A 21795-nucleotide genomic window follows, 5' to 3' on the forward strand; every position below is an offset into this window, starting at 1 on the left:
TTCCTTAAGATGCGGGAAATTTCCGGGAGATAGTGAACAGTAATGTACTTGTGCAATTGGAATCCATAGACTAGTATTCTATGGGGAGTCCCGCCTCTCAGGGTATTGCAGGAAAGGACATCATTGCCGGATTCAGGAACCTTTCCGGCAGGGCCAGGCTGCAGCTTTTCATCGTCATAGTCATCACGGCTGCCGCATTGACGGCTTCTCTGGCCGGGATACTGCATGGGATCTCCCTTATCACCCCGTTGCTCCTGTTTATCCCTATTGCCGTGGCGGCATACTGGTTTCCCCGCCAGGGTGTAATTTTTGCGGTGTTTCTCGGTGTTCTCGAAGTTCTGCTCGTCTTTCTCTATGATACGCGGGAACTTGCGATCCTTACCTTTGCGGTTACCACGGCCAGTTTTTACGTGCTTGTCGCGATCGCGGTGGTCATTTCCTCCCTTTCGGGAGGGTTGAGGGAGCGTGAATCCCGTTATCACGGAATCTTCGATCATTCGGAGACCGGCATTTTCCTGGTCCGGAACGGTGACCGGGGGCTCCAGATAATGGAGGTGAATAACAGGGGCGCAGAGATGGTAAAAGAGGATCCCGCGGCACTCGTGGGGACATCACTCTCCGAGGTCTGGAAAGAGAATGCCTCAAGGGAGGAATTCCTTGAAAAAATCAAGGAGGACCGATCGGTCTCAGGATTCGAGTCAGCACTGAACCCCGCGAAGGGGGGAAATGTTCCCGTCCTTGTATCCGGTGCGCGACTTCCCGGTTCCCAGATCGTGCTGACCTTTACTGATATTTCACGCAGGAAACAGTACGAACAACAGTTCCAGAGCCGGAATCTCCAGCTTTCCACCATTAACCAGGTAATAGGCAGCACCAGCGGTGCCACTTCAGTCCGGGAGCTCACGCAGTCCGCGATGGGGAAGATCGCGGAATTGCTGGGGTTCGAATATTGCGGGTGCCGGCTTTCGGGAACCGAAACCCACGGCGAAGAGGTGCTGCGCCAGGGAGATGATTCCCTTTACCGGGGGATTACCCGCGATGAATCGAAAGCCGCGAAGGAATGGCTTAATTCCATCGAACAACAGGTGGCGACCTATTATCCGGAACCGGGAAAAACAACGTCAGAACCCTCCCTGCTCGGCGCCGGAGCCGTAATTCCCCTGGTGAGCGACGACGGCCCCCTGGGTGCGATGTATTTTGCCACCCGTCGGCCTCACGAGTTCACCCCCGACGAAAAGGATGTGCTCGAATCGCTTGGTACGGAGGTGGGAACTGCGATCACGAAAATCCGGCTCTCGGAAGACCTGGCGGTAGCGAATCAACGGGCGAACCTCTACCTGGATATCCTGATGCATGACATAAATAATGCGAACCTCGCGTCTCTGTGGTATGGCGACCTGCTTACCGAGATGCTTTCGGGAGAAGCCCGTGATATTGCAAGGAAGATGATCGAAGGAATTCAGAAGAGCAGAGAGGTCATCAGGAACCTCGAGACCATCAGGAAGATCTATGAGAGACGGGAAAACCTCAAGTCCATCGATCTTGACCGTGTCATCAAGGCGGAGATGGCACATTATCCCGATGCACGCATACGCTACGAGGGAAAAGCTCCCATGGTCCTCGCAGACGACCTTGCAGGGGAGATCTTTACCAATCTTTTCGGGAACAGCCTGAAATTCGGGGGAAGGGACGTGGCGATCGAGGTCGGCGTGAGCGAGCGAGGAGACGACGATGTGGTTATATCGGTCTCCGATCACGGACCCGGTATCCCTGACGAATTAAAAGAAGTGATATTCAATCGTTTCCAGACCTCAACGACAAAGGGTTCCGGAAAGGGCCTTGGGCTCTACATCGTAAAAACACTGGTCGAACGTTATGGCGGGAAGATCTGGCTGGAAGACGTGGTCCCGGGGGATCACCACGGGGGCTGCAGTTTCCAGTTCACCCTGAAGAGAGCGATCTGAACCGCTGAATCTTCCCGGAACATACTCCGGCGGTTCCTCCTGCAGACCCTGAATCCTGTTCTATGAACACAGCTTCCTGAAATAACCGGCCTGCCGGCTACAATATCCGGGTCCCGGTAACCGCCATGATCAGGAGAATGATCACCGGCTGGTGGATGACGTAAATTGCGAGGGAATGTCGCCCGAGAAATACGAGCCCGTTCCGGAGAGGAAATTTCAGGTCAGGCACCTTACATCGTCTTTTCCCATCGGGGTACGCGAGGTTCCCGAGGAATATCCCCAGGAGGACCACCCCGAACCAGGGAAGGAGCGGGGTATAATCCACGCTGTAGAAGGTCGGGGAGTGAATGCCAAGAGGCAGGAGCCAGTCCGGTCCCCTGATAGTATGCACCACTTCTCCTGCAATAATGACCAGGATACCGGCGACAAGGTTAATCCATCTGAACCGGAGAAACGGTATCGAAAGGATGATCGAGATCCCGATGAGATGGAGAATTCCGAATCTTATGAACCAGGGGCCGATGATGATCCAGGTCACGAGGGTTACCGCGAGTCCCAGTCCGAAGATGAATAGTCCCCTGCGAATGTATTTGAGGTAATATGCCCGTGGTGAGAGGACTTTTCTCGCATGCGCCGAGCTTATGGTAAGGGACACCCCCACCAGGAATACAAACAGAAATGCGGTCACGTAGGCGAAGTAACGCCAAAAGCCCGTACTTACCTGGATTGCAGCAACACCGAGGAATGTCAGGTCGAAGAGGGTATGAAAGAGGACCATCATGCAGATCGCGACCCCCCTCATCGTGTCGATCTCCCAGAACCTCTGCGTCACGTGGGTCTGCTGCATATTATTCCTCTAAGTTTGCCCGGGCGGGAGAAAATCTCTCTTCTTGTTGCCGCGCCATAAATTAGAAGAATTAATGTCTTTCATCGGTAAAATACCAGTGTGGAAATCCACTCCCCGCGAATCCAGGAGGATTTTCGGGGGATTACTGGTGATGGCGATGATTGAAGATCTGATACTTGGAAATCTGAAATTTCGTGAGAACGACTTTAATGCGAATATCGAGTATTACAGGAACCTTGTGCTCGGTCAGAGCCCGGGAGTGCTCTGGATTGGCTGTTCGGACTCGAGGGTAAACCCGGAAAGGATAACAGGGGCGAAACCGGGGGAAATTTTCGTTCAGAGGAATATCGGGAATATTATCCCCATGCATGACTGGAATTTCGCTACGGTCCTGGAGTACGCGGTCGCGCATCTCAAGATCAGGGAGATAGTTATCTGCGGCCATTCCGAGTGCGGGGCAATAAAGGCCCTCGATAAAGACAGCATGGGGGACAGCTACATTCCGCTCTGGCTGAACAATGCCTGCGATGCAAAGACCAGGGTCGATGCGAGGATCCCCGTTCCTTCCAATGACGAGGAGAGGAAAGCACGTTCAAAGGAGATAGAGATGGAAAATGTCAGGCTCCAGATCGAACACCTGAAGACGTACCCCATCATTCGCGCCGCCCTTGCGGACGACAGGGTAAAAATCTACGGGCTCTATTACAACCTTGCCACCGGCACACTTGAAAAAATAACCTGATCAGGAGATCAGGCGCTCCAACTCTTTCTGGAGCTGGGGAAGGGAGATCCTTCCGAGAGGAGTGAGAGTACCGTTGATAAGGATAAACGGTATAGGGGGGTACTGGGAGGCAATTATCTCTTTTATCCGGTCTGGCATCCCCTCGTCAAGGAGGATCAGTTTCAGCTCCACCGAGTCTCCGTATTGTTCACCTATCTCCGCTTTCAGGGTTTCAAATGCGGGGACCAGTTTGCCCGAAGGATGGCAGTCATAGAGCCCGCAGGACCTGGTATTATCGCAGGGGAACGGGGAACACGATGAATCTTTGAGTCCCACGACTTCTACAAGGATAGCGCTCATGGGTGTACTATGGTCAATCAGAGTATTTCATCGTTCAGAATCTTCCACATCGCGGGACGGTCTAAAAAAATGTTCAGAGAAAACGCTCGAACCGGTCCTGCTGGACCTTACAGATCGGACATATCAGCGGGGGGGCATCCCTGGCACAGAGATATCCGCAAACCCTGCACCGCCAGACAGGATGCGAAAGTTCTGCACTCTTTCCAGTGACGCCCGGGGAGACAAATTGGAGACGCTTATCCCTGGGTGGCCGCCGCTCAGGTATTGAACCGACCTTCTGATCCCCGGAAATCACCTTTCCGGATACGTAGAGCGCGCAATAACATGCCCCGTATGCGTTGAGATCCGGGTCCCTGTAGTCGCACGGACAGATGATATCAAGGTCTTCGTTCCGCGTTCCGCCCGCCAGCCTGCAGGGGCATGCGGGGTAACCATATCTCCGCATATTGATTATCAGACCCCTGACCAGGTTTCCGGTAAATTCCCGGTCCGGGTTAAGATGGTAGCCACCGTCCTCCGCCTCACGGTTCAGGCGCCGGTACTCTGTCTCGATCTCCTGGGCGGTTGGCTCCTGGATGTTCATCCCAGTTCACTCCGGATCTCATCTTCACGGAACCCGATGATGACCCTCCGGTCGTCGATCACCAGGGTGGGAAACGACCCATGGGGATTGTACCGCTGCATCTCGTTGAAAGCCTCCTCCCTTTCATCGAGTGGCAGGAGGTCGACGAACACGAAAGAATATTCAACCCCGAGCGTATTCAGCAGCTCTTTGGTCTTTCCACACCATCCGCAGGTACTCAATGCATAGAGGACGATCTTTCCTTTATTCCTTCCCGGAATGTGTTCCATCTTCATCTCTGAGATCTCCGGTCAATCAACGATATGATAGGAGAGCGGAGTATTAAAGGTATCAGGCATAATGCCGGAAACCGTCAAGGATTTCTTTCGAATATTTTAGGTTATTTTGAGGTGTTCCTGCCGGGTGATCGTGTATCCGGTTGACATTTCCGTCATCCCCGGGGCACCATGCAAAACCCTTTTCGGGCAGCGGTGGAGATAGGAATACAGGTCAGGTAGCCATGAAGGATGTACAAGATGCCGTTATAAGGGGAAACGAACTGATCGGGGAGAAAATTTCCCGTTTGCAGGGTGATTTTTTTTACGAGGAGACTGCCTACCACCTGCCGGTGTCCTATGCCCTCACGGGGAGACCCGTCCATTCAGCCGCAGAGGGAAAAGAGGTATACAGGGCGGCCGGCGGGAGCTCCCTGGTCGGGACAGAGCTCCTGATCGCATCCGGGGAGGTGCCTCGCCCGGGACCGGAGGAGCCCTACACCGGGTTCATTCCCGATGCCGTGCTCAGGAAACTGGGGTACTCGCTGGTCGACGGGTCCATCCTTGGTCTCGCACTGGTTATCGGTTCCCCTGAAACGGGAGATGAAGCGGCCGGAATTTGTCGTGAACTCCAGGAGAAACTCATGCTCACCTTCCTGGCGGGAAAGGTGGTCCCCTCCCTCGTTGGAAAAGGGGTGAAGGTAGGCACCGATTTCCGGCTCGTCCCGCTCGGTCCCGAACCCCTGCAGGCCGTGCACTTCGTGGATATTATCGCCAGGGTCGCCATGATGTTCGGGGGGGTGGCTCCCGGTGATGCGGACCGTTTGGTCGCCTACGCAAAGGAGCGGGCAAAAGCCTTCGTAATAGTGTTTCCAGGGCTCTCCGATGAGGAGATCGCGTTCGTCGATGCATTGAAGGCACTCTCGATCCCCCTGATTACCCCCGCGGACTACCAGGGAGAGGGCTGGATAACGGCCCCGCTCGACGACCTTGTCGGCCGCGGGATGGAGGAGAAGGGGATCAAAGTCAACGTAACCGCGATTCCCATTCCTATGGGGTGTTCACCTGCCTTTGAGGGGAAGAGCATCAGGAAAGAGGAAATGTACGTGGAGTTCGGCGGGGGGAGGTCCCCGGCATTCGAACTGCTCCGCGAAAAACCCGCAGATGAGGTCACGGACGGGAAAGTGCAGGTGATCGGGCCGGAGATAGAGGATATGCAACAGGGATCCGCGATGCCTCTCGCGATCCTGGTGGACGTATCCGGGAGATCGATAAAAAAAGAGTACGAACCTGTGCTGGAACGAAGGATCCATAACTTCATCAATTACGGGGAAGGCTCCTGGCACGTAGCCCAGCGGGACCTCATCTGGGTCAGGCTGTCTGCCGAGGCGGTGAAGAAAGGAGTGCGGATCCGCCATCTCGGGGACCTTCTCGCGGCAAAATTCAGGATGGACTTTCCCGATCTCCTCGATGCGGTGCAGGTGACCCTGATCACCGATGAGAAAAAAGTGAGAGAAGCCCAAAAAGAGGCCGAACGGGTCTACGAAGAAAGGGATCAGCGTATCCGCGGGATGAAGGACAAGGACGTGGATACTTTTTATTCCTGCACGCTCTGCCAGACCTTCGCTCCCAACCACGTATGTATCATCACCCCTGAAAGACCCGCGCTCTGCGGAGCGATCAGCTGGCTCGACGGGAGAATCGCCTACGAGATCGCCCCTGCGGGGGCGAACCAGCCGGTAAAAAAGGGCGCGGTGATCGATACCCTCCGGGGGGAGTACGAAGGAGTGAACCGGTTCGTCAAAAAGGCCTCGCACGGCGAAGTCGACCGCTGTTCCCTGTACGGGGTAATGGAGTACCCCATGACCTGCTGCGGCTGCTTCGAATGTATCGTCCTCATGCTGCCCGAAGTGAACGGTTTTATGGTGGTGAACCGGGAGTGGAAGGGGGTCACCCCCTCGGGGATGACCTTTTCGACCCTGGCCGGGACGATCGGCGGGGGAGCCCAGACCCCCGGATTTGCGGGGATTTCGAAGAACTACATCCTGAGCGAGAAATTTCTCCAGGCGGAAGGAGGAATTGCCCGCCTGGTCTGGATGCCCTCCCTGTTGCGGGAAGAACTTGGCCCCCGACTGAAAGAAGAGTTTGTAAAGAGAGGGCTTGACGGCCTTTTCGAAAAGATCGCCGATGAAACTACGGCTCCGACCATAGAAGACCTTACCGTGTTCCTGATCAGGGTGAAACATCCGGCGCTCGATATGCACCCGCTTATCTGAGGTTATCATGACGTTACCATCTTTATTCGAATGGAACGGGAGACTGAACACCGTCACCATCGGGGCGACCAGGGAAGAGGGGGGGACACGGTCGGTCCGGTACACCATCGGCGGAGACGATGACCTCCCGTTCTTTTCCGGTACCGCCGGCGGCAGCAGACCCCTGGTGGCATTCGAGATCTGCGACGACCCCGAACTGTGGTCCCCGATCGTCCGGGCCGACGAAGGCGATGTGATGCACGATACGGGAGAATGGGCCCGGCACGTGGAAAAAGACCATCGGCCGGACCTGATCCGGCTTTATCTGAACAGCACGAGGAGAAGGGGATTTTCGGATTTTTCCGGGATCCGTCGCACTGTCGAAGCGGTGCTGCAGGCGACCGGGCTCCCCCTTATCATAGAGGGAAGTATCGACCCTGCCATAGACAGCGACGTGTTCCAGCGGTGCGGCGAGGCCGCAGAAGGGGAGCGGGTCCTCCTGGGGACCGCGGAGGCGGGTCGCTACCGAAGTATTGCCGCTGCCGCAATGGCCTACCACCATCCGCTGATCGCCCAGTCCCCCATCGATATCAACCTCGCCAAACAGCTAAACATCCTGCTCAGGGAGATCGGGGTTCCCCCGGACCGGGTCGTGATCGACCCCTATACCGGCGCACTCGGGTACGGGTTCGAGTATTCCTATTCGGTCATGGAGCGGATACGCTTCGCCGCACTCAAGGGCGATGGAGATCTTGCGATGCCGATGATCAGTGCCCCGGTCGATACCCTGAACGTCAGGGAAGTCCGTGAGACTCCGCACGGGGAACAGGGTCAGGCTGCGATAAAGTGGGAATACTGTTCTGCACTGTCAGCAGCGGTTGCAGGAGCGGCCATCGTATGCGTCCGGCACCCCGGGTCGGTCCCCCTGGTAAAAGATTCACTGGCAGGTCTCACCGGAAGCACGGTTACAAGACGCCCGGAGGCGCAATAATCATGGCATTAAAAGCCCTGGATATCTACAAGCTTCTCCCGAAGAAGAACTGCAAGGAGTGCGGGGATCCGACATGCCTCACATTCGCCATGAAACTTGCCAGCGGGAAAGGAGAACTCGAAAAATGCCCGTACCTCGATGAGAACGCACGAAGGGTGCTCGGGGCATCCACCAGGCCGCCCGTTCAGAAAGTAAAAATCGGCGTGGGTGAACGTTCGTTCACGGTCGGTGAAGAGTTCGTTCTTTTCCGTCATGAAAAGACCTTTTATCATCAACCCGGGTTTATGCTCGGAGTTACCGACACCATGGAGCCTGAAGAGATCATGCAGAGAGTGATCGAGGTCAGGGACGGGGTCATGGTCAGGGTGGGGATGGACCTCCGCCTCGACGGGGTGGCGATCCGGAACGTGAGCAGGGACCCGGGGAGGTTTGCCGACGCGGTTTCCGCCGTGGAATCTGTTGCCGATCTGCCCGAAGTTCTTATCTCGGAGAATCCCGCGGCTCTCGAGGCGGGTCTCGCGATCTGCGGGCATTACAGACCCCTTATACACGCGGCGGACCACCGGAACTACAGGGAGTTCTCTGCCCTCGCAAAGAAGTACGGGGCAGGCCTGATCCTGAGAGCTCCTTCCCTCGAAGCCATGTCCGAACTTTCGACGCTCTGCACCGGGGAAGGCGTACATTCCCTTCTCTTCGACCTCTCCCCGGGTTCGCTTTCGGAATACCTCCGTTCCGCCACCCTTGCCCGGCAGTACGCGATCGCCAGGGCCCCGCCCCCCCTTGGGTACCCGATTTACTGCGACACTACCGCCTTCGGGGATCCCGAGGCTGCACTGGTTCTCGCGGTCCTGAAATACGGTTCGGTTATCGTTACGGACCATCTTTCCGCCCCGGCTAAGCGTGCACTGCTGACGCTTCGCCAGAACATTTATACGGACCCCCAAAAACCGATTCAGATCACCCCGGGACTGTATCGCGTGGGAAACCCGGCCAAGGACGCTCCTGTGCTCCTTACCGTCAATTTCTCCCTTACCTACTTCACCCTCCAGGGCTACCTCGAGGCAGCCCGTGTCCCCTGTTTCATGCTGGTCGCAGACACGGAGGGCATGTCGGTGCTCACCTCCGTTGCGGCCGGAAAACTGAACGAGACACTGGTGAAGGACTCCCTGGCAAGGTTCGGAGTTGACGCCGAGGTCTCCCACAGGACCCTGATCATACCGGGATACGCGGCACCCCTCTCTGGCAGGATAGAAGAGGAGACCGGGTGGAAGGTCCTGGTCGGCCCGAGAGATGCCGCAGAGATTGCCGAATTCCTGGAGAAGGAGTGGAAACCCACCCATGCCTGATGTCACGTTCCTGCCGAGTTTCCGGAAAACCACGGTCCCCCCCGGAGGCAGTCTCCTGGAGGCGGCGCAGAAAGCAGGAATCCACATGAACGTGGTGTGTGGCGGGCAGGGCAAATGCGGCAAGTGTGTCGTGTACGTAAAGAGCGGCAGGGTGGAGTTCGACAGGGAGAAGTTCGGGAGGTTTTTCTCGGGGAAGGAGCTGGACGAGGGCGGATGCCTCGCATGCCAGACCCGGGTGCTGGACGATGTACAGGTCCTGATTCCCGAAAGCTCGCTCATCCAGGAGCAACAGATCCTGATCGATACCAGGGGGCTGACCACCGGGTTCTCCCCCTCGGTCTGGAAGTACTACGTGAGTCTCTCCCCACCCACCCTCGAGGACCCGTCTCCCGACCTCACCAGGCTCCTCTGGGGGATCGAGAAACAGGGCGGCCCGAAGGAAGGGAAGATCTACGTGCCCCTCGAAGTAATCCGCCGTATTCCCCGGGCTTTACGGGACAGCGGGTGGAAAGTGACCGGGACCGTCGCGCTCGTTCCGGGCGGCTACCGCCTGATCGACGTGGAGAAGGGTGACTCCAGCCAGAGACTCTATGGCGCAGCGGTGGACCTGGGCACCACCACGGTGGTGGTCTTCCTCCGGAACCTTGCGGGGGGGGAGGTTGCGGGGGTGGCATCCAATTACAACCTCCAGATCAGTTGCGGCGAGGATATCCTCTCCCGGGTAAATTACGCCCGGAAAAACGGGCTTGAAAAACTTCAGGCCCTCGCGGCGGAGAGCATCAATACCACCATTACCGACGCCGCAAACAATGCAGGCATCGACCGGGAGGATATCTACGAGGTGGTGGTTGCGGGAAATACCATCATGACCCATATCCTGATGGGGATCGACCCGGCATACATGATCGAGGAGCCATACGTCCCTGTCGTCCGGAGGTACCTCACCTCTGCAGCGAGCAGGGCAGGGCTCGAAGTCGAGGAAAACGCCGGCCTGTTTGTATTCCCCGCAGTCAGTGATTTCATCGGGGGTGATATCGTCGCCGATATCCTCGCGTCCGGTATGGCGGAACAGGACGAGGTTTCGCTGATGATCGACATCGGGACGAACTTCGAGGTGGTGCTCGGAAACAGGGACTGGATGTTCTCATGCGCGGGAGCGGCAGGACCGGCCCTCGAAGGAGGGGAGGTACTCTTCGGCATGAGGGCGAACCCCGGGGCGATAGAGCAGATCTCTCTCGACCTGACCGACCTTACGCCGGCGTATCGCACGATCAACCACCGGAAACCGAAGGGGATCTGCGGATCGGGGCTGATCGATCTCCTCGCAGAATTGTTGCGGGCCTGTGTCATCGACCGCACCGGGAGGATCAACACCGATATCCCCCACCCGAGGATTCGTCTGGGCCCTCATTTTCCGGAGTTCGTGGTTGCCTGGAAGGAAGAGACCGATATCGGCAAGGATATCGTGATCACCGAGAACGACATCAAGAACCTGATCATGAGCAAGGCCTCGATCCTTGCCGCATGCAGCACGCTCATGAACCAGGCGGGAATCACCCGGCACGAGATCGCCCATATCTACTTCTCCGGGGCATTCGGGAACTACATCAACAAAGAGAATGCGGTCATCATCGGGCTCATCCCGGAAGTAGCGAGGGAACGGATCGAGAACATCGGCAACGGGGCGATCGAGGGTGCCAACATCGCCCTGGTGAACCGTAAAAAAAGGAAGTTGCTCGACGAGATCGCAAGGAAGATCGCGTACATCGAGCTCAATGCCGAGCCGTCCTTCATGGACGAATACACCAGCAGTACGTTCCTTCCCCATACAGATCTCTCCACCTTCCCCCTGGTCGAGAAGATCCTCAACGAGTGCCGTGTCAGGAGGAGCTAGCATGTCGGCACCAATCCCCCCAACCGACAGTCTTGCCACGGGAGTGGGTGCACTCCCGCATCTCGACCCCGGTGTCGCCTGCGAGACGGTCCTCTCGATCTACCCTGAAATCCCCTATATCCCCACGCTTCCGAAACGGGGCATCCGGGAGAGTATCGTCTTTGCAGATTCGGCCCGTCTTCCGGGCGGAGCCATCCGCGAGGGCCGGCTGACGATCGATACCGCCCGGGACATCCCCGCAGAGATGGAACGGATTTACCTGGACTTCGTGGAGGGCAACCTTGACCCCTACATTCCGACAAAGGAGTTTGCATCGGCATTCATCGAGATGCTCGGCCGGGATGTCTCCGGGTGCAGGATACTCAAGTGCCAGGTGACCGGCCCGGTCACCTTCGGGATGCAGGTGGTCGATCGGGACAGGAGGCCGTTATACTATGACGAACAGTATGCCGACGTGATTTCAAAGATGATCGCGCTCCGGGCGGCAGCGTGCGAATCCGCCATGGCCGGGATACGAGGGGTTTCCCGCACGCTCGTTGTGGTCAACGAGCCGTACTTTGCCGCGCTCGGGTCTTCCGTCGTGCCCGTCGACAGGGAGATGGTGCGATCGGGCTGGCATGATATCGCGTCGAGTGTCCGCGACGGTCTCGGGATCCATTGTTGTGCAAATACCGACTGGGAGTTCGTCCTCTCTCTCCGGCCTTCCCTGCTTTCCTTCGATGCGTATACCATGGCCGGAGAGTTCATGCTCTATGGCGGTGCGGTGGCAGAATACCTCGAAGCCGGCGGTGTGATCGGGTGGGGGATCGTCCCGGCGGAATATGCGGTGTTCACCGGGGTCGACCGCGAGGATCTCTACACTACGTACATGGATATCCGGAAGAGAATGTGCGAGCTCGTGGATCCCTCGCTCTTCGATGCGGGATCGCTTATCACCCCCACCTGCGGTATTCAGTTCGGTACACCCGAAGGCGCCGGAGAGATCATGAAGACCTCGGCATGGCTCTCCCGGAAGGTTCGCGGGGAGACAGGCTCATGACCCCTTTCACCGTTGCAGTGGCGGGGAAGGGGGGGACGGGGAAGACCACGATCAGCGCCCTGCTCATCGATGCACTCGTACGAGAGGGAATGATCCCGGTTCTCGCAGTCGATGCCGACCCGAACGCCAACCTCAACGAGGCGCTGGGAATCGAGGTCGCCGAGAGTCTCGGGTCGATGCGGGAGGACGCGTTCACCCGGAATATCCCCCCCGGGATGTCAAGGAACGAGTATATCGGGCTCAGGTTCAGGAAGGTCCTGGTGGAGGGACGGGGGTTTGACCTCCTCGTCATGGGGAGGCCTGAAGGATCGGGCTGCTACTGTTTTGCGAATGACCTGCTTTCGTCCTGCATGAGGAGCCTCGAACGGGATTACCGGTTCGTGGTGATCGATACCGAAGCAGGACTCGAGCACATCAGCAGAGGAACTATCGGACACCCGGACGTGCTGCTCATCGTGAGCGACCCCGGTGCGCGCGGAGTCCGTACCGTAGGAAGGATCCGGGAACTCGCCCTCTCCCTGGGCCTCGACGGGACCTCCATGCTGACGGTCTACAACAGGATTCGCGGTGACGCACCATATGAAACCGCAGGGATACCTCATCCCGCTGCATACATCCCTGAAGACCCGTCAATAACTGATGCCGACCTCAACGGCAGACCTATCACGGGGATCCCCGCGGATTCTCCCGCACGGGCGGCGGCAGACTCGCTCGCTAAAGTAGTGATCAGGCGATCGGGGCAGCCCCTGAAATAAAATTTCCCTTTAAATAGCCTTGCTTATGTCCTCGAGCTTCTCGATGAAATAGGCGATCCAATCCTGGACTCCCGCAATAAAGGTATTCAGAAGGTTCTCCAGAGAATGAACGAATTGCATCAACGGACCGAGATCGCCCTCCTGCGTTGGAGTTCCGGTATTGAGCATGATGGTAAGACCTATGATGATCATCAATGCCAGAAGTATCACGACCAGTAACAACGCGATGAGGAGAATGGTGAACGAACTGGATCTCATCTCTTATGGATTCTATTACAGAGCGCGATAAAAAAGATATTTATTGGTGTCTTTGGTCCACTCGCGATCGACCGGGGATAAATTTCTTGAATTACGAGTCGGATTCTCGTTTCTTCGCTCTTTCCTTGGAGAGTTCAATCAGCAGCATGACAAACAGGATTATCGAGAACCCCAGGACTACCAGGACGAGCAGCAACCCGACCCAGAGCATGGTATCCTGAGTGAAGAGGAACCCGACCCAGAGAAGTGCCACAAAACAGATCAGGTAGTAGAAAATCCAGCTTCTGGAATCCCCAATTTCCATAATTAAAATAAGTTTATTAACGAGAATTTAATACTTTCTTTATCAATCCTCTGGCGCGCTTTGCTCCTTAAGCACTCCTTTTTTCACCCGGCCCACTGCCCCGAAGTCGCTCTGATCGCAGCGGGTACATTCTGCTTGATATACCCCTTCCCTCCAAGGACAATTATGAAAAAATTCGCAGTTCTTGTCATGATGATGGTAGTGCTCATCCTGCCTGGCGGGGTGTCCGCACTGGATGCCAGGAGCGGAGGGGAGGTCGTCATCTCTTCACCGGTATATGACGATTTGCTTGCCAGCGGGGGGAGCATCACCCTGAATGCTCCCGTGGACAGTGCCATTCTGGCAGGCGGTACGATCGAGGTGAATGCGCCGGTACGGGGAGATCTGATCGCCGCAGGAGGGACGATCAGACTGAATTCCGACGTGGGAGGGAAGATCGTCCTGGCCGGGGGATCGGTCCTGGTGAACGGCAGCGTGGGCACCAATGCGATCGCGACGGGAGGTGAAGTGACCCTTCTTCCGGGAGCAACCGTCACCCGGGATGCCCTTATCTCCGGAGGAACGGTGAAAAACGAGGGGAATGTCGAAGGGACTCTTACGGTCGATGCGAACCGGTTCCAGGATGAGGGGCGCGCTGGAACCACGAACGTGCACATTAACCAGAATTCGGGCGCACTCCCGGCGATCGTCGTTACCCTGTCGCTCCTCTTTGCCGCAGGGATGTGTATCCTGGGACTGGTCCTGTTAAAGACGATGCCCGCCAGGTTTTTTTCTGTCACCCGCGAGGTACGAAAGTCCCCGGTGCTAAAAACGGTGATCGGTTTTATCGGCCTTTTAATCGGGATCGTCGCTCTCGCTATCCTGGCAATCACCGTAGTCGGGCTACCTCTCGCGATACTGGCAGGGATGGTGCTCCTCATCGCGGTACTTCTTTCCACCCTCTTTGTGGCATACACCCTGGGAGAGGTGATCTCAACACGTACCGCTCCCGGATCTGCCGCATGGCAGCGTTATCTCATCGGTTTCGTAATTCTCTATATATTGTTTTATATTCCCTTCATCGGCCCGGTTATTCTTGTTATTGCGGTGAGCCTCGGGTTCGGTGCATTCCTCTATGCGTTACACGACCAGTGGTCACCGATAATCGGAAGCCCCGAAACAGAATAGTCCTGACGAACCTTCACTTTTTTTCTCCGGAAAACCTGGAATAGCACTAAATAGGAGATTGTCTATTAGAGTTTTGAGGGATGAAGCAGGTACCCCCACGGCACGCCGCGTTCTATTACGCAGAGTATCGCCCGCCGGATCCCGGCTGCAGGCAACGTGCCTGATACAACCCGGGGTTCCTGCTTCTTTCGCCAAAAATCCGGAGAAGATACCGATGCCTGATTACTTTGAAGAGGAGACCAAGAAGAAGAAGGTGGAGATCTCGGAGATCGAGAGGGCAAAGATGTCACTGATGAACCCTGAACTTATCAGGAGTAAAATTCAGGAACGGACAATCGACGAGTCTGCCAAGCCGATCATCGAGCTGATGCTCAAGGAAGGGATCGAGACCGTCTGGGACAGGTTCGAGATCCAGCAGCCTCCCTGCCGGTACTGCTCTGCCGGGCTCTCCTGCAGCAGGTGTGCCATGGGGCCGTGCAGGATCATACCGCCGGTCAGGATGCGTGGCGTATGCGGGGCGGACGCGGACCTGATCGTTTCCCGCAACCTGCTCGATACGATCGCCACGGGTGCAGCGGCCCATTCGGATCACGGCAGGGATATTGTCGAGACGCTCTATAAAACCTCGATCGGCGAGTCGGACGGCTACGTGATCACGGACCAGAAAAAAATGAACCGCCTGGCCGAAGAATACGGAATACCAATAAAGGACAGGAATGAGAAGGAGGTCGCAAAAGATCTCTCGATCGCCATGCTGGAGGAGTTCGGCTCCATTAAGGGCACGCTTACCATGGCCGGAAGGGCCCCGGACCAGACGAGAGAGATCTGGAAATCAGCCGGTATTGTTCCCCGGGGTATCGACAGGGAGATCGTGGATGCCATGCACCGGGTGCAGATGGGGGTAGGCGCGAGCTATTCCAACATGATCCTCCAGGGAGCGCGGGCGGCACTCGGCGACGGGTGGGGTGGTTCTATGATGGGGACTGAAATATCGGATGTGCTCTTCGGCACGCCCCGTATAAACCAGTCTACGGTCAATCTCGCGGTCCTCAAGCCGGACCAGGTCAATATCTCGCTCCACGGGCATAACCCCATTCTCTCGGAGATGGTGGTGCGGGTCATCGAGGACCCGGAGATCAAGAGCATGGTCGAAAAAGTCGGTGCGAAAGGGATCAACCTCGTGGGGCTCTGCTGTACCGGAAACGAGCTCCTCATGCGAAAGGGCGTCCCCATGGCGGGGAATCATTTCAACCAGGAGCTGGTCATCGCCACCGGGGCCCTGGAAGCCATGGTGATCGACTACCAGTGCATTTTCCCCTCCCTTCCCCGCACCGCGAGCTGTTTCCACACCAAGGTGATCTCCACCAGCGAAAAGTCCAAGGTCCCTGGTGCGATTCACATGGAGATCCATCCGGAGAACGCGTATTCAATGGCAAAGGAGATCGTGAAGGTCGCGGTGGAGAACTACCCCAACCGGGTCCCCGAGACGGTGAATATCCCGGCGAACCCCATGGCGGTGACGGCGGGATTTTCGGTGGAGGCCATAAAAGACGCACTTGGCGGCACCTGGAAACCTTTGATCGACCTAATCGTGGCAGGTAAGATCAAGGGGGCGGCGGGGATTGTCGGTTGCAATAATCCTAAGATCCAACACGACTACGGGCATGTCAACCTAACCAAAGAACTGATAAAGCGGGACATCCTCTGCGTCCAGACCGGCTGTGCGGCCGTTGCCTCAGGGAAAGCGGGACTGATGAAGCCCGAGGCAGCGGACCTCGCAGGACCCGGTCTCGGGCCGGTCTGCAAAAGCCTTGGCATTCCTCCGGTGCTGCACATGGGTTCGTGCGTCGACAACGCGAGGATCCTGGTGCTGGTCGCCGAGCTCGCGAGGGCGCTCGGTGTCGGCATACACCAGCTCCCTGTTGCGGGGGCGGCCCCCGAATGGTACTCGCAGAAGGCGGTCTCCATCGGGACGTACTTCGTCGCATCCGGGGTATACACGGTCCTCGGGGTCATGCCAAAGATCGCCGGGAGCGAGAACACTATCCAGCTCCTGACCGAAGGCCTGCAGGGTGTGACACATGCACGGTTTGCAGTCGAGCCGGATCCCTTCAAGGCGGCCGACCTTATCTCGAATCACATCGGAGCACAGCGTTCCGCCCTGGGGATATGAACCGCGAGAAACTGAATATCAACCAGGCAGCTGAAAAGATCCGGGACGGCACTCGTGCCAAGCCGGGCGGGCGGCGGATCCTGATCACCGGCAAGGGCGGGGTCGGGAAGACCACTCTTGCCGCGATCCTCGCCTGTCTGTACGCCGAGGAGGGAAGAAAAGTGCTCGCGATAGACCAGGACCCCCAGCAAAACCTCGCCTGGTCGCTCGGGTACCCTCCGGACCAGGCTGGCCGGCTTGTCCCTCTCTCCCGGAATGTGGAGTATATCGCCGAAAAAACGGGGGCGGTGCCCGGTCAGGGATGGGGCCAGCTCTTCAGCCTGGCCCCCGACGTGTCCGACGTCTTCGGCCGGTTGGGAATCAGGATCCGGGACAATATCTGCCTGCTGGTGATGGGGGGTGTGGAGAAAGCGGGCAGCGGGTGCCTTTGCCCGGAGAACGCGCTTCTTGAGAGCGTGATCCGGGCAATTCCACTGAGGGATGACGAGGTCATCATCCTCGACACCCAGGCCGGACTTGAGCACTTCGGCCGTTCCCTCGCGGAAGGGTTTTCAAACGCAATTGTCCTCGCCGAACCGTCGTTCAACGCACTCTCGGTCGCACGTGATGCGGCCCGGCTCGCCCGGGGACTGGGGATCCGTACCTGTTCCCTGGTGGTCAACAGGGTCAGAGACGAGAGGGACCGTCAGCAGGCCCTGAAGGTAATCGGTCCTTCGCATCCCTTCGATGATGTATACTTTCTCCCCGATGACGACCTCGTCCGGAGGACCGAGCCCGATGTCAGCCCCCTCATCGCCGTATCTTCCCCGTATATCGACGCGGTGCGGCGGATGATCCTCCGGATACCGGGTGAATAACTCCACGGCGCCCGAAGCAGGGTGCATCTCACCAAAGACTTTATTTTTGGGTTTATTGAGGATAATCGAAAGATATATGGGGACATTTGAAGAACATTCGTTGTATGTGTGCACGCTTTTTTGATCGTTTCTTCAAACCCCGTCCCTATATCGTGGAGAGCCCGCCTCCCCCCTCCATTTCGCACGGTCCCGGAACCTACATGCCCGAGTTCAAAGTCAAACCTTATTTTCTGGTCGCATCAGTGGAGATGGGCAATACCACCACCAAGTGCATCCTCACCGGTGTCAACCTTGAGACCGGGATGAGCTACGTGATCAATAAAACGGTAAAGATGAGCCGTGATGTGCGCAAACCGAAACCGGGCGAGACGGTCTTTGGTGAGACCCTCGACGGCACCCGGCTCACCCGGGAATCGGTCACCGACCTTGTCCGCGACACGCTCATACAGTGTCTCCAGGAGGCGCATCTCGAGGTTGAAAAGGATCTTGATTTCGTAGTCCGAAGCACAGGAGTGGTGGCGGCGATGGATTCTCCCGACCAGGTAGGGGATTTCGTGCTCGCCCTGGCAAGCGGCTGCCTGAACGCGGGGGTGCCTCCGCGGAGAATGACGCCTCCGATGTCCAAGGCCAACCAGCCCCAGAGAGTGCAGCCCTTCAGTTACGCAGATAAAGTGGTGTTCATCGGCGCCGTAGCGGGGGTCATCCCCCCCGTGGGGAGCACAGGGGTGGAAATGGTAGCCAACGAGATGGAAGGAGAGCTTGCGATGGCGGGGATTAAGGAGGGTGCGAAGTGGACTCCCGTGGACTTCCGGAACCCCTGCGTCTCCATCGACTTCGGCACCACGCTCGACGGAAGGATCACGAGCGATGTGACCCCGGATGACCCCAACCCCTTCGCAAAGACCATAGGTAACTTTTGCGGACTGGCAGGGGCAATACCGGACGCGATCGTGAAGGGGACCGGGCTCGTGGACAGCCAGAGGGGGACCGCACTCGATGTCTTCGGTGACAGGAGCGTGGTCGCGGAGTTCGCGCTCAAGGGTCAGAGCAACGTGGTGAAGGAATACGTGGACCGGTGCCACGAGCTGATCGATATCCGCGTAGTCCCCCCCGAACGGAAAAGGTTCGGGAGAGTTCCCGTATATGCCGCGGTAGCGAAGGAATCCGGGGTCGCGTTGATTGGCTGCGATGCGGGGGAGGACGGAAGCAATCTCGAAAAATTAAAAGAGATTGGACATGAAGTGTACCAGAACCACAATCTCTCGCTCCTGAACGAGGTGATCGATCGCGTATGTGCGAGGATGGCACTCAGGCTGGTCGATGTGACCCGGGAGGAGGGTATGGTGTATCGCAACAGCTCGATAGGATTCACCGGAAGAGCGGCAATTTCCGGGAGAAAACCGGAATACATACTCGACGGGATCACCGAGAGGAAACTCTTTGATAATCCGGTGGACCACCTGGTCTTCGTAGATGATGGCCTTGCGAGGGGCGCTGCGCTCATGGCCCGGTGCATGAACTCTCTCGGAAAACCGAAAAATCCGATAGGCGGAGTCCGTGGTGGGCCGTGTATCATGCCACGCAGGATTAAAGCAGGAAAGTGAGGGCAGGAAAATGACAGAAGGACCGACGAACGCACCGCTGGAAAAGACCGGTGGAACTGAAAAGGAGGAGCTCTTCGATCTTCTCATCCCCCCGGGGGTTCCCCGGAGGATTATCAAGGAAGTAATGGAAAAATTCGATGTCCAGCTCGTCGAAAGAACGAAAAGACTTTACTTTGCAAATATGGCAGGCGATGAACGTGAACTTCTCGCATTCCGCGGGAAACGGGAAGTCATCGAGGAAGCCGAACAGTACATGATCAGCGAACTGGACAAATATATCAATGGATGATTCCGCTAGCCTGAATCGATTTATTTAACTCTTTTTCCCGAATGCACAGGATGCAATCTATCATATCGTCAGAACGCATATCTGATCTATCCCAAATACCCGAGAGATCCTTCACTCCCTGGGATCCGGGTGGATTGTGAGGCCGAATGGATCTTACCCAGAAAAGATGGATTTGGATCTCGATCGGGTTTTCAGTAGTGGTTCTGGTCATCGTGCTTGCGAGCACGTTGGATCAGAATACGCTCGAGTACCTGAAACAGGCAAATCCCATCTTTCTTATCCTTGCGGTAGGTCTGCGGCTCTGTTCACTCCTGTTCTGGTCGCTTCGGGTAAAGATGATGTCGCATGCACTGGGTTACCGGATAAAACTCTCGAATGCCTGGAACCTGGTCCTCGCAAACCTCCTCATCGGGGCCATCACCCCCGGACAGGCGGGTGGCGAACCGGTGCGAATCCACGAACTATACAAGGACGGAGTGAAAATCGGGGACGCTTCGGCCATTGTAATCATGGAAAGGGTCCTCGACGGACTGATCCTGGTCCTTATGGGCGTCCTCTCAATCGGCCTTCTCGGCAGCGTCGTACCCGGAATCTCAATCACCCTGATCATTGCGATGATAATATCATGGATCTTCATGGGAGGGCTGATCATCCTTCTTTTCATGGCCTCGAGGAATCCTGAAAAAGTTAAGCTGATGATCATCCGGCTTCTTCACTGGCTTGACGCGAAGATCCACCGCGCATCGCTGAAAAAAACCATTGGAAGGGTCGATGCAGAACTCGACAACTTTTTCGTGAGCATCAATCTCTTCACCGGGCCTGCCCGCAGGGGGCTGGTCACCGGGGGATTCTTTTCGCTGCTTTTCTGGATATCGGAATTTTTTGTCGCGTCCCTCATCCTCATGGGGCTCGGGCTGTCCCCCTATATCCTCGAATCGTTCCTCTTTCAGTTGATCATCGCGGTGGTGATGATGCTCCCCCTCACCCCTGGATCTTCCGGAATCGCAGAGATCTCGGCGACATCCCTGTATGCGTTGATTGTACCTTCGTCACTCCTCGGGATCTTCGTCCTGCTCTGGCGGCTGATACTCTACTATCTCAACATCGCTCTCGGGTTATGGCCGAGCCTGACAATATTCAGACGCGAGCTTGCCCGGAAGGACGATGAATCGGGGCAGGACCCGAAGAGCGAAGGATAAACTTACAGGTCCGGCAAATGCCGGGCGATATACCAGGCATGCAGGGCGAGCAGGATATAGACCGTCAGGAGCACTGTTTCGGTGAGCATCCCCCCTTCGTGGGTGAAAAGCCAGAGCGTGACGTAGACATCGACCTGAAACAGGACAACCCCCCACCAGCGCCCGAGATAGAGATAGCCCATACCGGGGAGAAGGAGGTTGAGCACCGCGGCGACTCCCGGGTTCTTCCGGACTCTGGGTCTTTTTGAGAGCCCTCTCGGGATATACCGGATAGGAAGTCCGGTCTTAGGAGCCGCCCTGACCGCCTCCCATCGTACACGGTCGTCGGGGTCCCGGAGATGACGGTAGATGAGAGGGATACCTTCCTCACCACCCATGGCGCCCAGAGTCCTCGCCGCATTCAGCCTGATCTCAGGGTCTTTGTCCCGGGAAGCGATATCAAGGGGAAGGATGGCAAGACTCCCGCAGTGAGAAAGGGCATCCCAGTCCTGGCGGGCACAATAGAGGTATGCCTCTTCCAGGTGATCCTCCGGGACCCACGAGAGACGCTCGAGCGAGAGGGCCGCCCCTTCACGGACGAACCGGTCCCTGTCCCTGAGCGCATCCCGAAGCGGGGGGATGACGTCTCTGTTGTCCAGCATCCCCAGCGCAAGCGCCGCCTCCCATCGTATCTCGTTATCCGGGTCTTTGAGGAGGGGAACAAGTGGCACGACCGCCCTCGGATCCCGTGAATCGCCGAGAGCCTCTATCGCTCCCAGTCTGATGTCTTTTGATCGGGAATCAAGGGTATCTACCAGGATCTCGAACACAGAAGGACCCATCGACGCGAGCGCTTCCGCTGCTCTCCACTGCACGTCCAGGTCGGGGTGCTTCATAGCCCTGATGAGAGCCCGAACCTGCCCGGATTTGAGCAATTGATCGATATCCGGTGGACG

21 protein-coding genes are annotated in these 21795 nt (G+C 57.0%); 14 read left to right on the forward strand and 7 right to left on the reverse strand.

Annotated elements, in window-relative coordinates; genetic code table 11:
- Positions 1–80: 80 nt before the first annotated feature.
- Positions 81–1964: a sensor histidine kinase gene (locus tag J2741_RS02735; RefSeq protein WP_209673513.1), complete on the forward strand. Its 1884-nt coding sequence runs from the start codon at positions 81–83 to the stop codon at positions 1962–1964.
- Between the two features lie 97 nt (positions 1965–2061).
- On the opposite strand, the gene J2741_RS02740 is transcribed toward J2741_RS02735, so the two are convergent.
- Positions 2062–2811, reverse strand: coding sequence for a heparan-alpha-glucosaminide N-acetyltransferase (locus J2741_RS02740; protein ID WP_209673514.1), 750 nt, complete (start codon positions 2809–2811; stop codon positions 2062–2064).
- 157 nt (positions 2812–2968) lie between these two features.
- Between J2741_RS02740 and J2741_RS02745 the strand changes: the two genes are divergently transcribed.
- A complete protein-coding gene (locus tag J2741_RS02745; protein ID WP_209673515.1) occupies positions 2969–3553 on the forward strand; it encodes a carbonic anhydrase in 585 nt (194 codons plus the stop codon).
- Here the strand turns inward: J2741_RS02745 and J2741_RS02750 are convergent, their stop codons facing one another.
- The 3 genes from J2741_RS02750 to J2741_RS02760 form a co-directional block, all read right to left on the reverse strand.
- Positions 3554–3892, reverse strand: a complete 339-nt coding sequence (locus J2741_RS02750) for a hypothetical protein (protein ID WP_209673516.1) — start codon at positions 3890–3892, stop codon at positions 3554–3556. It abuts the gene before it with no gap.
- A 73-nt stretch (positions 3893–3965) separates the two neighbouring features.
- Complete coding sequence (locus tag J2741_RS02755) at positions 3966–4475, reverse strand: ferredoxin-thioredoxin reductase catalytic domain-containing protein (RefSeq protein WP_209673517.1); 510 nt, start codon at positions 4473–4475, stop codon at positions 3966–3968.
- Positions 4472–4750, reverse strand: a complete 279-nt coding sequence (locus tag J2741_RS02760; RefSeq protein WP_209673518.1) for a glutaredoxin family protein — start codon at positions 4748–4750, stop codon at positions 4472–4474. Before J2741_RS02760 ends, J2741_RS02755 begins: the two co-directional genes overlap by 4 nt.
- A gap of 224 nt (positions 4751–4974) precedes the next feature.
- Here J2741_RS02760 and acsB point away from each other — a divergent pair, with 224 nt between their 5' ends.
- Genes acsB through J2741_RS02790 form a run of 6 tightly spaced genes read left to right on the forward strand, consistent with a single transcriptional unit; the run spans position 4975 to position 13009 of the window.
- Complete coding sequence (gene acsB / locus J2741_RS02765) at positions 4975–7005, forward strand: acetyl-CoA decarbonylase/synthase complex subunit alpha/beta (RefSeq protein WP_209673519.1); 2031 nt, start codon at positions 4975–4977, stop codon at positions 7003–7005.
- Positions 7006–7012: 7 nt separating this feature from the next.
- The gene (locus J2741_RS02770) at positions 7013–7975 is read left to right on the forward strand and encodes an acetyl-CoA decarbonylase/synthase complex subunit delta (protein WP_209673520.1); all 963 of its coding nucleotides are present in this window, start codon (positions 7013–7015) and stop codon (positions 7973–7975) included.
- Between the two features lie 2 nt (positions 7976–7977).
- Positions 7978–9321: an acetyl-CoA decarbonylase/synthase complex subunit gamma gene (gene acsC / locus J2741_RS02775; RefSeq protein ID WP_209673521.1), complete on the forward strand. Its 1344-nt coding sequence runs from the start codon at positions 7978–7980 to the stop codon at positions 9319–9321.
- The gene (locus tag J2741_RS02780) at positions 9314–11215 is read left to right on the forward strand and encodes an ASKHA domain-containing protein (RefSeq protein WP_209673522.1); all 1902 of its coding nucleotides are present in this window, start codon (positions 9314–9316) and stop codon (positions 11213–11215) included. Before acsC ends, J2741_RS02780 begins: the two co-directional genes overlap by 8 nt.
- Before the next feature lies 1 nt (position 11216).
- The gene (locus J2741_RS02785; protein ID WP_209673523.1) at positions 11217–12254 is read left to right on the forward strand and encodes a hypothetical protein; all 1038 of its coding nucleotides are present in this window, start codon (positions 11217–11219) and stop codon (positions 12252–12254) included.
- The gene (locus tag J2741_RS02790; RefSeq protein WP_209673524.1) at positions 12251–13009 is read left to right on the forward strand and encodes an ATP-binding protein; all 759 of its coding nucleotides are present in this window, start codon (positions 12251–12253) and stop codon (positions 13007–13009) included. Before J2741_RS02785 ends, J2741_RS02790 begins: the two co-directional genes overlap by 4 nt.
- A 9-nt stretch (positions 13010–13018) precedes the next feature.
- Here the strand turns inward: J2741_RS02790 and J2741_RS02795 are convergent, their stop codons facing one another.
- Complete coding sequence (locus tag J2741_RS02795; RefSeq protein ID WP_209673525.1) at positions 13019–13267, reverse strand: hypothetical protein; 249 nt, start codon at positions 13265–13267, stop codon at positions 13019–13021.
- 91 nt (positions 13268–13358) lie between these two features.
- On the reverse strand, positions 13359–13571 hold the full coding sequence (locus J2741_RS02800) for a hypothetical protein (RefSeq protein WP_209673526.1): 213 nt from the start codon (positions 13569–13571) through the stop codon (positions 13359–13361).
- A 165-nt stretch (positions 13572–13736) separates the two neighbouring features.
- Here J2741_RS02800 and J2741_RS02805 point away from each other — a divergent pair, with 165 nt between their 5' ends.
- The 6 genes from J2741_RS02805 (at position 13737) to J2741_RS02830 (ending at position 20860) form a co-directional block, all read left to right on the forward strand.
- Positions 13737–14738 (forward strand): hypothetical protein, encoded by a 1002-nt coding sequence (locus J2741_RS02805; protein WP_209673527.1) that lies wholly within the window; start codon positions 13737–13739, stop codon positions 14736–14738.
- A 214-nt stretch (positions 14739–14952) separates the two neighbouring features.
- Complete coding sequence (gene cooS / locus J2741_RS02810; protein ID WP_245249364.1) at positions 14953–16911, forward strand: anaerobic carbon-monoxide dehydrogenase catalytic subunit; 1959 nt, start codon at positions 14953–14955, stop codon at positions 16909–16911.
- Entirely contained in the window at positions 16908–17768 is an 861-nt protein-coding gene (locus J2741_RS02815; protein WP_209673528.1) for an ATP-binding protein, read from the forward strand. Before cooS ends, J2741_RS02815 begins: the two co-directional genes overlap by 4 nt.
- Positions 17769–17872: 104 nt before the next feature.
- The gene (locus J2741_RS02820; RefSeq protein ID WP_209673529.1) at positions 17873–19372 is read left to right on the forward strand and encodes a methanogenesis marker 14 protein; all 1500 of its coding nucleotides are present in this window, start codon (positions 17873–17875) and stop codon (positions 19370–19372) included.
- A 10-nt stretch (positions 19373–19382) separates the two neighbouring features.
- Positions 19383–19661 carry a hypothetical protein gene (locus J2741_RS02825; RefSeq protein WP_209673530.1) on the forward strand — a complete coding sequence of 93 codons (279 nt, stop codon included), beginning with the start codon at positions 19383–19385 and terminating at the stop codon, positions 19659–19661.
- Positions 19662–19807: 146 nt separating this feature from the next.
- A complete protein-coding gene (locus J2741_RS02830; protein ID WP_209673531.1) occupies positions 19808–20860 on the forward strand; it encodes a lysylphosphatidylglycerol synthase transmembrane domain-containing protein in 1053 nt (350 codons plus the stop codon).
- Positions 20861–20862: 2 nt separating this feature from the next.
- Here the strand turns inward: J2741_RS02830 and J2741_RS02835 are convergent, their stop codons facing one another.
- A complete protein-coding gene (locus tag J2741_RS02835) occupies positions 20863–21735 on the reverse strand; it encodes a HEAT repeat domain-containing protein (protein WP_209673532.1) in 873 nt (290 codons plus the stop codon).
- Positions 21736–21795: the final 60 nt, after the last annotated feature.

This window comes from Methanolinea mesophila, from assembly GCF_017873855.1.
Classification (GTDB): Archaea; Halobacteriota; Methanomicrobia; order Methanomicrobiales; family Methanospirillaceae; genus Methanolinea_B; species Methanolinea_B mesophila.